Origin of the sequence: Mycobacterium sp. PDNC021, from assembly GCF_048282635.1 — a bacterium.
Classification (GTDB): Bacteria; Actinomycetota; Actinomycetes; order Mycobacteriales; family Mycobacteriaceae; genus Mycobacterium; species Mycobacterium llatzerense.
In genome coordinates, this window is sequence record NZ_CP182502.1 from 4,744,178 (window position 1) to 4,758,256 (window position 14,079).

The following is a 14,079-nucleotide window of genomic DNA, read 5'->3' on the forward strand; positions in this document are numbered from 1 at the left end:
GCATCACGTCGACGGAATGCGAGGTCCGCGATAGCTCATCAATACAGCCCGACATTCGAACATGTGGGCCGGTTCGTCTCAAAACATGCAATTGCGGTCGCGCTCTTCTGGATTGGCATTGCTGCCCTCACGAATCTGGGGTGGCCACAACTAGAGACCGTAGCCAATGAGCGTTCGGTTAATCCACTTCCCAGTGAGTCGGTGAGCCCGGCACTGAAGTCGATGAAGGAAATGGCCAAATCGTTCGGCCAACCAGGCATCGACAACGCAATCGTCATCATCATGAAGAGCGACAACGGTTTCGATGACGAGGCGAGAATACGATACGCGGCACTGGTCCAGAGACTGCACGGAAACACACAGTCCGTCACCTTCGTCCGCGATCTCCTCAATGACTCCAGATTGACTGCAGTCGCCCAGGCACGCAGTCAGGTGATGAGCGCGGACGGCAAGGCTTGGTTCGTCGTCATCGGCCTTCGCGGCGACCTCGGCTCACCGGAAGCCGCACGCTCCTTTCGTTCGGTGGATGATCTGGTCCGCCAGACGTTTGCCGGATCACCCGTGGAGGCACGTCTGACCGGCATGTCCGCCACCATGAACGACTTGGCACTCATGGGAATTCACGATCTACCCAAGGTCGGCGTCGTGTCGGTGGTGGTCGTCGGAATCATCCTGCTGATCGTCTTCAGATCGGTTTTTACGGCGGGACTTCCGCTCGTGGTGATGGGGGTCAGCCTCCTGGTCGCCCGCGGCGTCGTTGCGGGACTGGCTAGCGAAGGGATCATCCCCATCTCGTCGGTGTCAGGCGCCCTGATGATGGCAGTCCTCATGGGCGCCAGTGTTAACTACACGATGTTCCTGGTAGGGCGGTATCACGAGCGGCTACGGGCCGGTGAAGCCGTCGACGATGCCCTGGCCCATTCCTGCGGCTCGATGGCCCGAGTCATCCTCGCGGCTGCGGCAACAGTCGCTATCGCGAACATCGCGCAACTCACGGCCAAGCTCCAGTTCCTTGCCGCTGTCGGCCCAGCCGTATGCATCGCGGTGGTGGTGGCATTCCTCGTCGCGGTCACCCTGCTGCCCGCCACGTTGCATCTAGCGGCCCGCCGCGGCCTGTGCCTTGCCGGCACGGACCGCACCCGAGCCACCTGGCGTCGGATCGGAGTCTTCGTCGTGCGGCGCAGTCGAACGGTGTTGGCCGCAAGCGCCGTCATCCTGGTCGGACTAGCACTGTCGGCCATCACCATTCGCCCCAGCTACGACATGACCGCATCGATACCGCCCTCCATGCCATCGGCTCAAGGCATGAAGATCCTCACCGAACATTTCCCAGCGGACGTCACCATGCCTCAGTACGTACTGGTGCATGCCCTGACGGACATGCGCACTCCTCAAGGCCTGGCCGACCTGGACAACATGGCGGCACGAATCTCCCAGCTTCCCGGTGTCAACAAGGTCGTCGGCCTCACGCGGCCTGACGGCAACAAGATCACCGAGGCCACGCTCGCCTGGCAAATCGGATACATGGGCAGCCGCATGCACTCCACCTCGGGGAAGCTGGACCACCAGCTGCAGCCGCAGCTGGAACGGATGCAGAAGATCGCCGACGTCATCTCCGCGATGATGTCGCAGTTGAACACACTCGATCTGCCAAGACTCCAAAAATCTGTTGCACAGACCATGGCATTGGCGCAGCAGATGACCGACCAAACCGGTCTCTACCAGCAAGTTCTCGAACAAATCGGCAAATCGGCACCATTGTTCGACCAACTGACGCAAGCCGGGCCCTCATTGCAACAGGCGTCCGACGCACTCGATTCGGTTCTCACGTCGACAGGTCCGGCCGCCCAAGCACTCAACGACTCACCGCTCTGCGCCGACAACCCCAGTTGCGATCGATTACGGGCGCAACTGGTCACGCTGATGGAACTGAAGAACACCGGGCTCGCTACCGAGCTACGGAAGCTCAGCATTACAGCAGAAACGACCGGGTCAGCCCGGCTGGAACCCTTGATCGACGATGTCAACAGCCAACTCACCCGCGTACGCGGCATGCTCGACAAGGTCCCCGACTACCGGCGGCAGTACGAGACGTTCAACGGATACATTGGCGAGCTGCAGGCCCTCGGCGTCGACGTCACCAACGCAAAAGGGCTCAGCACCAAGCTCTCTGAGCTCAACGCCCAAATGCGTGACTCGATGGCCGCCATGACCGAAGCGGCCGCATACCTGCAGACGATCGGCAAGGAAGCCGGTACGCCGAACGGGTCCGGGTTCTACCTACCCGCAGCGATCATGCAGTACCCGGACTTCAAGACCGCTGCCGAAGCCTTCATCCGGGACGACGGCCACACCGCCATGTACATGATTCAGTCCACCCTCAACCCCTACGGCGAAGAAGCCATGGCGCTGAGCAGAACCATGGCGAGGGTGGCCTCCGAAGCTACACCCAATACCAGCCTGGCCGGCTCCACCGTCTCAATCGGTGGGTTCCCCGCCATGAACGCCGACCTCAACACCGTCTTCAACCAGGACTTTGCCGAGATCGTCGTGGTGGCGCTGCTGATCATCTTCGTGGTCATGTGCCTGCTGTTGCGCGCCGTCGTCGCCCCCATCTACTTGCTGGGCACCGTCATCCTTACTTACGGCGCCGCCCTTGGCCTGGGCGTGCTGGTATTCCAGCAGGTCCTCGGGCTTCAAATCCAATGGGCCATTCCCGCAATGACATTCGTGCTCATCGCAGCAGTCGGCGCCGACTACAACATGCTCTTCATCTCCCGCCTGCGCGAGGAGAGCACCCTGGGCGTCCGACTGGGCATCTTGCGGACAGTCGGGTACACGGGTTCGGTCATCACATCCGCCGGCCTGGTCTTCGCCGCCACGCTACTGGGCATGATGTCGGCAAGCATCGACCAGATGGTCCAACTCGGATTCATCATCGGCATTGGCATCCTGCTCGACACCTTTGTGGTGCGCACTCTCATGGTCCCCGCTCTGGCCAAGATATTCGGCCAGCTCAGCTGGTGGCCAGCACGCTCCGAAGAAGCCACGACCACAGAAAGGGGCCGACCATGACGGCTCGCGCCAAATCCGACCAGTACCAATGGCATCTGCCCGTCCCGCCGGACATGGTAATCAGCATCCTGCAAGACGTTGAAGCGCTCCCGGCGCTGACAAAGCCTTACCTCCCGGCGTGGGCGATCGTCGACATCACCGCCACCGTCACCAAACGCGACACCTCCGGGCTGCCCGCCGAAGTGTGCACCACAACCTCCGCCTTTGGCATGAAGGACCACATGACCACCGAGTACCAGTGGACCGATACGAGCTGCCGATGGCGTGTCACCTCCAGCCGTCAGGTCAAGTCCAGCGGCTGCGATATTCACGTCACCCCCGCGGCGGAGGGTTGCCACGTCACCGTCGATACATGGGTCGAATTCAGGACACTGCTGACACCCGGCCCCATCCTGCGCCAGCTCAAGAAACTGCACCGGATTGGTTTCGAGAGCCTGCACGAGGTCATCACCACCGAGGCGAGCCGCAGGAACACTGAATTGCCATAGAACCTCAGATCACCACGGGTCCACAGCTGAATCAGCGTTGGCCGATTGCCTCATCCCAACAGATGATTTCCTCATAAATAGCAGCTCATGCGGATCAATGGTTGACGAATGGTCAAAAGGATGAGATGTTTTTGATAATCTAATTCACTGCTAGGAGACCGTAGATGACCGACTTGATAGCTCGACCTGATTCACCTAGTGACAACCCGGACCTGGTGGCGACAGATACAAAGGTGGGGAACAACAGCTACCGTGCCGGCACCATAGTTCCCGACCGCCCGCACGACGACAGCCTGCGCCCGAAAGACCGAGTGCAACATGCGGTACCGCCCAACTCGCTGCTCTGGAAATACATGGGCGCCCTGTCTACCCTGCTGGTCACCGGCCAACGAGGTGCAATCCTGGAGACCATGTGGCCCCAACTCGGCCAAGGAGTCTCTGACCACTCGGTGCTGGTGACCAGGGGGGATTTTCGGGCACTGCAGGAACGGGCCGCCAACACCTTCAAAACCATCGGCGGCGTGTTGTACGGAACACCAGAGCATGCCACCACGTACGGCGTGCAGGTCAGGAACTTCCACAAGTCGATCAAGGGTGAAATGCCCAACGGTCGCCGGTATCACGCCCTCGACTCCGAGACCTTCTACTGGGCCCATGTCACCTTTTTCGAACTGATCTATCGAACCAGTGAGCTCGGTGTGTTTGCCTTATCCCAGGAGGAAAAGGAGCAGATCTTCGAGGAGAGCAAGTTCTGGTTCTCGCTCTACGGTGTGGACGATCGAGCCCAGCCAATCACGTATGCACAGTTCGAGGAATACCTGGACGACGTCAAGGCCAACCAGCTCATCGATTCGGGAATCGCCCGATACACCACCGGATCGGCGAAAACCCCCGATTACTTCGTGCGCATGGCCACGCCCAGGGTGCGCCCCGCAATGCGATTGATGGCACCGGCGATAGCCGCGATGCTACGAATAACCACCATGGGGCACATGGAACCCGAGCTGCTGGAGCGGCTAAAGTTAACCGAATACTGGACCGCCAAAGACCAGCGACGGTACCGGCTACTGCTGACAGTTCTGCGCCATGCACACAAGGTCGGGGCGAAATATCGGCTACCACTGAAATATCGGTATGCGCCCTTCGCTGTTGAGGCTTTTCAACGTGAAGGTATCCACCCCGACGACATCACCCTCGAATCAGCGCGCAAGGCATTATCGGAGGCCAAGGCCGCCAATAATGTACGGCTCGGAGATAGTCGTCTACTCTCGGCAGTTTTGACCCCCGCACCCGAGGGCGGAATCTGCGCCAAATGCGAGCGCACACTCGAAGATTGCGAAGAGTGCGGGGCGACGGGACTCGTTGACGGCGAGAGCTGCGATGTGTGCAACGGCGCCCAGCGGGGATGCCCGGTGCATCACGCGGAATGGACGACTCCGGCGGTGGCCCACTAGGCACGTCGACTCCCAAAACGCACCCGAACATGCCGCATGATGCACATCGTGATACCTGAACGATCCTCTGTCGTTTTCCTCGCGAATATAGCCTCTACCGGCTACCATAGTCGAGACAAAACTACAGTTTTGTCCAGTACGGATCTTGCGGAGGTTCCTAGTGGCAACTGACACGTCGGTGTGCAATGACGCAGTCACCCTATCGGGTGATGAGGATGGAGCGACTGCCGGAAGCGCGATTCAGCTCGACAGCGACGCGCCTGCCGACCGAGAGTCTCGGCGAGAGCTGACCCTCTCGGTGCGGCGGGATGTAGTGGTGATGTCAGTGCTGCTCGCGATCTCACTGGCGGGCAGCGCCTGGCTAAGCTGGATGTGGCACCACAGCGTGCAATCCGAGCGTGCCGCAAAATCCGAGTTGGCTGCTGCGCAGGACGCGGCGGCCTCCCGACACCACGCCGAAGAGGTCGCCTTGAGCTATGCGAAGGGGGCCGCGCAGATGGACTTCAAGGACATCCCCGGCTGGACCAAGCAGCTGACTGCCAACACTTCTCCGGAGCTAGCTAAGAAACTCAAGGATGCGGCGGCCTCGATGGAACAGATCATCGTGCCCCTGCAGTGGACTTCCGCCCCCACCCCCATCACCGCCGCCACCCGCTCCGACCACAACGGGATCTTCGTCGTCAACTGCTTCGTGAGCGTAATGACAAAAAATACTCAGGCGCCCAACGGAATCCAGTCAACGGCGACCTATACCGTCACCGTCAACCAAAATGACAACTGGACAATCACGGATGTTGGCGGGCTCGATTCAGCGCTTAAAGCCGGAAACTAGGGCAGGTTCCGATTGCGTACTATGCGGCGTGTTCGTCTCACTGCCAATCTGGCCGGAATTATGACAATCACAGCCGCAGGAGGTGCTGTGGTTGCACATCCAATGGCTGCAGACTCTGTTGGTCCGGCCGCAAGTGTCGTCACGTTGATGAGCGCCGCTGCTCAGCCGCCAACTCCTGCAGACCCAGCCGATGGGCTCGGAAGGACCCACGACGCAAAGGGAAAGTTCAGTTTTGTAGTCCCGCAGGGGTGGACGCGCTCGGACGGCGATCATCTGACATACGGCAGTACATTGCTGACCAATCCGTCGGTCCCGGACGCGGTGATCCTATTAGGCCCGCTAGATTTGAAGCTTTTCGCCGGAACATATCCCTCATATCCGGACAACCGAAAGTCGGCTGTTCGACTGGCCTCGGATATGGGCACATTCTTGATGCCGTATCCGGGCAACCGGATCAATTCCGACGATCAAATTTTAGATGTCGCCGGCATGCCGGCCGCCACCGCATCCTACGAAACGAAATACGATGACCCCCGCAGGGAAAGCAGTCAACTGTGGGTGGCGGTAGTCGGATACGACATCAACCGAGTCTTTGCGTTGTGGCGCGGTACCGCATCCTCACCAATCGACCGGGCCGCTGCCCAGACATTGGCCGAATCAATCCGACCTTACTAGATCCGATTCGCTCACCGTCGGCCCTATTCGCGCGATTCCGCGACTGGCATTGCGAGCCTCTTCATTTCGCGGCGCAACACACTTAGTCAGTCAGCTGCACCGAAGGGTGCCAATTTGACCTCACACACGGTTTGAGTTCCATTCAATATGGCTAACTTCAGGCGGGTACAGGTGTCTGCACAGAGCAGTTCGCATTCGATCGGAGCGCGATAGCCGAGCGCGAAAATGCGCCACTGGCAGCCACAGACATCGTGGCGGTTGCCGAAGATCGCGTTTGCAAACACGGACCCGGGTCGTCTACTTCTTGCCGTTGAGCGGCTCAATCTACGTCGAGAAGGGGGAACGTCAGTGCGTGGACACCGGAGGGAAGAACATCATTGTGTACAAGCATCAATCGGCGGGACTGGTGATCGATCGACATAGCACGTGGCGCGCGGAGCGGGTCGGCTGGCCCGAAACGATGACCGACATTGCACCGACGGCCGGTAACGCACGCGGCTCAAAACTGAACGCTCATGTAAGCGCCCCTTATCGTAGACAGCTACCTCGTGAGCGCACGGGTTGGATCGATCCCGGCCGCTTCACGGCGCGCCTCAACCGCTTGTTCGACACGATCCGTCCACCCCCGGCCGCGGCCCGCTCCGCGACGCCGAGGTCATACAAGTGCTCCGCGCCCGTGGGTACACGATGGCTGGAACGTACCTGTCCCAGCTACGCACCGGCAGCGGCGGGAACCCTAGCGTGAGCACATTGCGCCAACTCGCTGAGGTCTTTGGTTTGTCCGTCGAGTATTTCACCGAGGGTGATGGCGGCTACACCGGGTACTTGGACTCTGAATTGTGTTGGCTGGAAATGGCACACGACCCCGACGTTCGCCGGATCACCACGGCGTTGCTTACCCTGCCACCTAATGCTCAAGAAGACATCCTGCGGTCCGCAGAATCCCCACACAGCAGGGCCGAATAGGCGTGCATCTGATTTTTCTTGGGTCGGTGACCGCCGGGATAGGAACGACCGAGATTCGTTGGTGTCAAACGAAAGGCAGGCGCGACGTGTCGCTCGGCGGCGAGCCAGAACATAGCGGAGGGAGATTTGTGTGTTGACTCCGAGGGCCAAGGATGAACTTGCCCACACGGTCGTGCAACTGGCGAGTGCGCGGAGGGCTGAGGTGGCTGCGATACTGCAGTTCGCGGGTGGGCTGCGCATCGCCCGAGGGCATGTCGTGATCGATGCCGAATTGGACCGGGCATCGGCCGCCAACCGTGTCTGCCGGGGTCTCACGGACTGCGGGTACGCGGCCGAAATACGGGTTGTTCCGGGTGTGGGTGAGCGTCGTCGCTATATGGTGCGCGTTGCGCACCACGCTGAAGATGTGGCCCGCTGGGCAGGGTTGATCGATCGCTACGGGCGCCCGGTTCGCGGCATGCCGGCCCAGATCGTAGGCGGCGGAACGGCAGAAGCCGAAGCGATGTGGCGCGGGGCATTCCTGGCCCGAGGCTCGCTGTCGTTAGCGGGTCGCACGCGGGGATTGGAAATGCAATGCCCCGGCATCGAAGCCGCCTCCGCATTGACAGGAGCAGCCCGCAGACTGGGCGTGCACGTCAGGGCCCGCCACGTGCGGGGTGCGGACCGCATCACGGTGCGTGACGCGGACACGATCACCACGTTGCTGAATCGCATTGGTGCTCAACAAACCTGCGCGGCCTGGCAAGTGCATCGCAATAGCGCCACGCCACAGGCCATCGGCGCGGCACTAGTTGACTCCAACCACCGTCGCGCGCAGGAGTCGGCAACGGAGACCGCGATTCGCGCCGAACACGCCCTGCACGTCCTCGGGGACAAGGCACCTCACAATCTCGTCGAAGCCGCGGTTCTGCGTATCCAGAACCCCGACCTGTCCTTGGATGAGTTGGGCCGCCTGGCTGCGCCACCCCTGAGCAAGCACGCGATCGCCGGCCGACTACGGCGCCTGCTGACAATGGCCGATCGGGAAGTCCAACGAGCCACCGTTTCGGACGCCAGTTGAGCCTTCGCCGCACAGCGACTGCACGCGCGGACGACCGAACCTCCTTGTCTCGAACATGCTGCACAGCAGCATATTTCACCACGGCGATCCACAGAGCACGGTTAATGCAGTGCTCGCAGATCCCAAACGCCGACCTGCGCGCACCGCTGGCCGAGTCCACGCGCGACCGGAACGCCGACACGAAACGTTCCCCGGCGCCGCCCAGTGACACCAGCAGCATCGCTCACAGCGTCGAGGTCACCGCGACCGCTACCGACTCGCGGTGTGATCGAGTCTGAACTGCCTACAGCGGCCGAAGCACTGTGGGAGGCGACTTGTCCCGCTTCTGACATCGTGTGCGCGGCCATGATCCAGGATAGGAACGGCAGGTTGCCGCTTGCCGACACATTCGGCGAAGGTCAGCCGGGTGTACTTCCTTGGCGCTGCATCGATCTTGGGTTTCACGCCGCCAGTTTTGACAAACCACCCCCACCCCATCACCAGCGCCACAGTCCGGGACTTCAACGCCCGGTTCGGACCGGTCCTGATCAACGGGTACGGATCCACCGAGGCCGGGGTGGTGTCGGTCAGCACTCCGGCCGACCTGCACGCCGACCCCCGAACCGTCGGGACTCTCGCGCTCGGTGTGTCCATCCGCATCCTCGACGAGCACGACCGTCCCGTCGACCGCGGCCACCCCGGCCGCACCCTGGTCCGCGGACCGCTGGGGTATGAGGGTTACACCCCCGACCCGTCCGCGCCGGCGACGGCGAAAAAGGTGCTCGACGGCTACGTCGACACCGGCGACGTCGGCTACCTCGACACCCACGGGCGACTGTTCCTCTCCGGGCGTTCCGACGACATGATCGTCTCCGGCGGGGAAAACGTGTTCCCCGGCGAAGTCGAAGACGCCCTGTCCGAACACTCCGCCATAACCGACGCGGTCGTCGTCGGAGTCGACGATCCCGACTTCGGACAAGTGCTCAACGCCTTCCTGGTCACCCGACCAGAAGCCACCATCGACACCGATGAGTTGAGGGCGTTCCTGCGCACTACCCTGGAGCGCTACAAGATCCCCAAACGCTTCACAGTCGTCGACGAAATCCCCCGCAACCCCAACGGAAAAGTATTACGACAACAACTCATCGACGACCGCACCCTTTAGAGACGCCAAGTCATTTGTTGGGCCGTGATATGGCCAGTCTGATCCTAGAAAAGAGACACTCGGAAAGTGTCGACTACCGGCCAGCCGGTAGTCGACAACCGGTCTGTGACGCGCTCAAGGTCCCGAGGCGACGGGGTCGATGATCTCCAGAGATGTTGCGTCGCAACGCCGCGACTCGCAGCGGCAAGCTCGACTACCGAGCCACTGTCGTGCACTGGAAGGCCGAGTTGTTTGCTCGACGCCCCAAGGCGGCCAAGCTCATTACTGAACCGTCCTGGGTTTGCCACCGCTTCCTTCTGTGAGAAGGATGGCGATTGTGCCCAAGCATTACCCGGTCGAGCAGCGTGGGCGTGCGGTGAAGATGGTGCTCGATCATCTCGGTGAGTATCGGTCGGTGTATGCCGCGTGCCAGGCGATCGGCCCGAAGGTCGGGGTGGGTGTGGAGTCGTTACGCCGCTGGGTGTTGCGGGCCCAGATTGATCAGGACCAGTGTCCCGGTGTCAGCTCCGTGGTGGCGCAGCGGAATAAAGACTTTGAGCGGGAGGTGCGGGATCTCAGAGAGGCCAACGAGATTCTGAAGTCGGCCTCGATTTTCTTCGCGCGCGAACTCGACCCGCGCCGCCGCTGATCTGCGGATTCATCGACCAGATGAGGGCGGCCGGCCACCGGGTCGAGTCGATCTGCGCAACCCGTGTGAGCTGGGTGTGCAGGTTGTCCCACGGACCTACCGCAACTGGAAAATGGCCGAACCCTCGGCTCGCACCGTCGCTGATGCGCAGCTCACCGACGTGCTGCTGGCCACCATCGACACTCCCGAGGGCATGTATGGGCGGCGCAAGATGACCGCCCATCTGCGCCGTCGAGGCATCGACGTGGCCCGCTGCACCGTGGACCGGCTGATACGCGATGAAGGCCTGTCCGGCATCCTGCGGGGCCGCCGGCACCGCACGACCATCGCGGACAAGAACGCCACGCGGGCACCGGATCTGCTGGACCGCGATTTCACCGCCAATGCACCAAACCGTAAGTGGGTCAACGACTTTACTTACGTCCCGACCTGGTCGGGGTTCGTGTATGTGACGTTGGTGATCGACTGTTTCTCCCGGTTGATTGTCGGCTGGCAGGCCTGTGCGGTCAAAGACACGGCGATGGTCACCACGGCGTTGAAGATGGCGTTGTGGCGCCGTGATCACCACGGGCAGGCCGTTGCCGATGGGCTGATCCATCACAGCGACGCAGGATCGCAATATACGTCGATCACCTTCGCGGAAACTCTTGTGCTGGAAGGGATCGCAGCATCGATCGGCAGTGTCGGGGATGCCTACGATAACGCGTTGGCCGAGACGACGATGGGATTGTTCAAGACCGAAGCCCTCGGACCCGACAGCCCGTTCCGCACCGGACCGCTGCGCACCCTCGACGATGTCGAGTACCCGGTCATGGAATGGGTCGACTGGTACAACAACCGCCGCCTGCACAGCCTGCTGGACTACGTCCCACCCGCTGAGTACGAGAGCGCCTACTACGCTCAACTACCGACGTCCCAGCCGGCGATGTCTCAAACATGAAGCCGGCATCAAACCCGGGACGGTTCAACGTCAGGCGCTACCAGGTGGCCTTCGACGGTCCCTCAACTTCCGAATGCCACCGTGGGACACAGTCGAGTACGCCCCTGCAGTGCCCACAGATAATCAAAGCGAGCAGGCTGTTTGCTTCAGCGAGCAGCGTGGTGAGCGCTGCGGCGCCCTCTGGTTCCGGCGCCGTGGTACGAGTACAGCCCACGCTGATCGCGGCGGTGCGCACGGTGTTGTTGACGCGGGCGCGTACCAGCTGGGCGAACCGATGGTGATCGCTGAGCTCCGAGGCCTGGACGCGAACTGACAGAGATCCTCGCGCGTCACCGGGGCAGCGGTCTGGTGGACGCGCTCCAACGCTCGCCGCCCAAATCCTGGCCAGCATCGGCAACGATTGCACTCGAATTATGACTCAGGACACTAGCGTGATCGACTGTTGTGACCACGGACGCTGCGGCAACGCGATGTCCCAAGTCGGCACGCCGGTGGCGCCAAAAACCAGCACCGGCGATAAGTGCCACAGCGCCACCGGCGCCAAACGGCAGCGCGGTCGATCGACGGTCAGACAATGTCGATTGGCACTGCTCGACATAATCGCTCGTCAAGAACATGGACCCGTCGCTGTTGTGCTGCAGGAAATTGAGCTGGTCTTGTTCCCGGGCTACGTCCAAGCGTGAGTGAAAGCCAGTTCCACACGGAATTCGAGATCCAGCCCGATCCACATATCCCAGGTGCACAGGGATCGCCATAGCTAGCAACGTGCCGAGGATCGCGGCAGCGCCGCCGAGGACCAAGGTGGCACGGCCGAGCGACAGTAGACGGCTAAACATGTTATTCCAGTTCTCCTTTCGAGAAGGCACCCCGACCCGGACGGCTCCGGAATGCCCAAACCGTCGTGCCACCAGCGCTATGTAGGGGTCATCTGGCACTATGACGCCGGTTTGCAGGTCCGACGGCGAGAAGATGGTTCTGCGATGAACGGCGATGTCGCCGCCACCGCCGGCGAACGGAAGAACCTGATAGTCAACGTTATTGGAGCCTTAGGTCGCTCCGGCGTCACCCCGACCATGCTGCCGGCTGCAGCGTGAACTGTGCGGGGAGGTGCAGTGCGATCCTTCTGGAGGACCGGGTTGTCGGGAAGTAGATACCGTCTTTGGCCCACATCGGCACGGTGAACGTCGATAATCCCGCGCTGCCGCCAGGGGTTGTTTCATGTCGGCGGCCTGGCTTCGCGGGGTGGTCGAAGAAACCTCTGCTCCCCCAATCGGATTCACCCGCCACGGAGCCTCAGGCATGGGCCGCGCCAACGATGTCGGCAGATACACCACCGGCGCTGACCATTATCAGGAGCACAGCACCTGATACGGATACGCATCCAACGACAGATACAGCGAACATCGCTGACACCGCGGCCAACAGTCGAATAGGCCGACGACCGCCACACATGTACCGAATCCTCCCCTGCGAGATTGTCTCCAGCCCGACGCAGGAACAACTCATCGAACCGCGCCCCGTACCGCAGGCAGGACGCCCACTGATGCCAGCGTTCTGCGCGACAAGCTCACCACCAGGGCAACAAATTGATCCGGACGCGCCACGCGCTCGGATGCCGGGCCATCGGGATGGCGCAACGCACACCACGTCGAGAGTCGCTCGATGAGGTTAACGGGCAACGTGAGCCGCTCGCGTTCGACGATCGTCATCGCCGCCTGAATCGCGGAGTCGAATTCGCCGACACCCAAGACCACATACGCGTTAGTACGCGTTCGGTCGTCAAGTGCGAATCGATGCATTCCACCGAGGCCCACGCGACGTCACCGTCACTGGTCAACGACACCCCGCCCCTCTCAATCCGCTGCGCGCAGGCCCGTGTAGCTTAGAACCGCGCTGGGCCAAGGCCGCCGGGTCGCAGATATCGATCACCTTGGAGTGCTGCCGCACCCACCCACGATCGGCGAACGCTGAGAGCGCCTTGCTCATCGATTCACGACTAGTGCCGGCCAGCTGACCAAGCTCGCTAGTGCTCAGCCCGTGGGCCACGCGCATCACCCCGTTGTGTGGGCTGCCAAATCGGCGGGCCAGGTCCAGCAGCGTGGCAGCGACACGTCCCGGGGCATCGGTGAAAACTTGATCGCAGACCACGTCATTGGTGCGCCGCAGACGGTCTGCCAGCAAACGAAACAGCTGAACGGTGATCTCCGGATGGTCGGCGATGCACGAGCGCAAGGCGTCAGCGGTCAGTATCAGCGCCTGCACTTCAGTCAGCGTCGCCACGGTGGACGCCCGCGGCCCCGGGTCGTACACCGCCAGCTCACCGAACACCTCCCCCGGACCTAACAGACTGATAGCCCTGTCCTGGCCGCCTGACGTGCGGCTGACTTTCACCTTGCCCGCACCGATGATATAGAGGCAATCACCAGTGTCACCTTCGCTAAACACCCGGCGACGTTGGCGATACCACACCGGCTGCAGATGCACAGCCACGGCTGCCACAACACTCGGAGCAGCGTCGCCAAAGATACTGTCGCGCAACAATGCCTCATATGGCGAAAGGCCTTGTCGGCATGAACGATCCGGCGTTGAACGAACGGCTCCGGCGCCGGCGTATCGACTACCTTCCAAAATCTTCACAACACCAATCTCCCGGGCCTAGGTGCCCCGGCACCTAGGCCGAACCAAAGGGACGGCAGTAGAGCCGCGTTAAGGCCGTTTACACATGACTCACCACAGCGAACGGGCTTTGTCCCTACTTCCCCTTTGAACCGCACATCGATCCCGCCGCACGCGGCGAGATCGCGCCCCAACTGGCAT

8 protein-coding genes and 2 pseudogenes are annotated in these 14,079 nt (G+C 61.5%); 8 read left to right on the forward strand and 2 right to left on the reverse strand.

Features of this window, described 5'->3' with window-relative positions; genetic code table 11:
- The first annotated feature begins 30 nt into the window (after positions 1-30).
- The 8 genes and pseudogenes from ACNO8X_RS22715 (at position 31) to ACNO8X_RS22750 (ending at position 11,262) form a co-directional block, all read left to right on the forward strand.
- Positions 31-3,075 (forward strand): RND family transporter, encoded by a 3,045-nt coding sequence (locus ACNO8X_RS22715; RefSeq protein WP_418006004.1) that lies wholly within the window; start codon positions 31-33, stop codon positions 3,073-3,075.
- Entirely contained in the window at positions 3,072-3,563 is a 492-nt protein-coding gene (locus tag ACNO8X_RS22720) for a hypothetical protein (RefSeq protein WP_418002817.1), read from the forward strand. The genes ACNO8X_RS22715 and ACNO8X_RS22720 overlap by 4 nt, the downstream gene beginning before the upstream one ends.
- 164 nt (positions 3,564-3,727) lie before the next feature.
- The gene (locus ACNO8X_RS22725) at positions 3,728-5,017 is read left to right on the forward strand and encodes an oxygenase MpaB family protein (protein WP_418002818.1); all 1,290 of its coding nucleotides are present in this window, start codon (positions 3,728-3,730) and stop codon (positions 5,015-5,017) included.
- A 160-nt stretch (positions 5,018-5,177) separates the two neighbouring features.
- Entirely contained in the window at positions 5,178-5,849 is a 672-nt protein-coding gene (locus tag ACNO8X_RS22730; protein WP_418002819.1) for a hypothetical protein, read from the forward strand.
- An 87-nt stretch (positions 5,850-5,936) separates the two neighbouring features.
- On the forward strand, positions 5,937-6,524 hold the full coding sequence (locus ACNO8X_RS22735) for an APA family fibronectin-binding glycoprotein (protein ID WP_418002820.1): 588 nt from the start codon (positions 5,937-5,939) through the stop codon (positions 6,522-6,524).
- A 1,099-nt stretch (positions 6,525-7,623) separates the two neighbouring features.
- Positions 7,624-8,550: a DNA-binding protein WhiA gene (gene whiA / locus ACNO8X_RS22740; protein ID WP_418002821.1), complete on the forward strand. Its 927-nt coding sequence runs from the start codon at positions 7,624-7,626 to the stop codon at positions 8,548-8,550.
- A gap of 472 nt (positions 8,551-9,022) precedes the next feature.
- Positions 9,023-9,694: pseudogene (locus tag ACNO8X_RS22745) on the forward strand (AMP-binding enzyme); the annotation flags it as partial.
- Between the two features lie 316 nt (positions 9,695-10,010).
- A pseudogene (locus tag ACNO8X_RS22750) lies at positions 10,011-11,262 on the forward strand (IS3 family transposase).
- 1,502 nt (positions 11,263-12,764) lie between these two features.
- On the opposite strand, the gene ACNO8X_RS22755 reads toward ACNO8X_RS22750, so the two are convergent.
- Both ACNO8X_RS22755 and ACNO8X_RS22760 read right to left on the reverse strand, forming a co-directional pair.
- Positions 12,765-13,016 (reverse strand): hypothetical protein, encoded by a 252-nt coding sequence (locus ACNO8X_RS22755; RefSeq protein WP_418002822.1) that lies wholly within the window; start codon positions 13,014-13,016, stop codon positions 12,765-12,767.
- Positions 13,017-13,095: 79 nt separating this feature from the next.
- Positions 13,096-13,803 carry a Crp/Fnr family transcriptional regulator gene (locus ACNO8X_RS22760; protein WP_418006005.1) on the reverse strand — a complete coding sequence of 236 codons (708 nt, stop codon included), beginning with the start codon at positions 13,801-13,803 and terminating at the stop codon, positions 13,096-13,098.
- Between the last annotated feature and the right edge of the window lie 276 nt (positions 13,804-14,079).

What these genes read in the sequence shown, in the direction of transcription:
- ACNO8X_RS22725 (WP_418002818.1), top strand. Translation starts at nt 3,728, where the DNA reads ATGACCGACTTGATAGCTCGACCTGATTCACCTAGTGACAACCCGGAC.
- ACNO8X_RS22720 (WP_418002817.1), top strand. Translation starts at nt 3,072, where the DNA reads ATGACGGCTCGCGCCAAATCCGACCAGTACCAATGGCATCTGCCCGTC.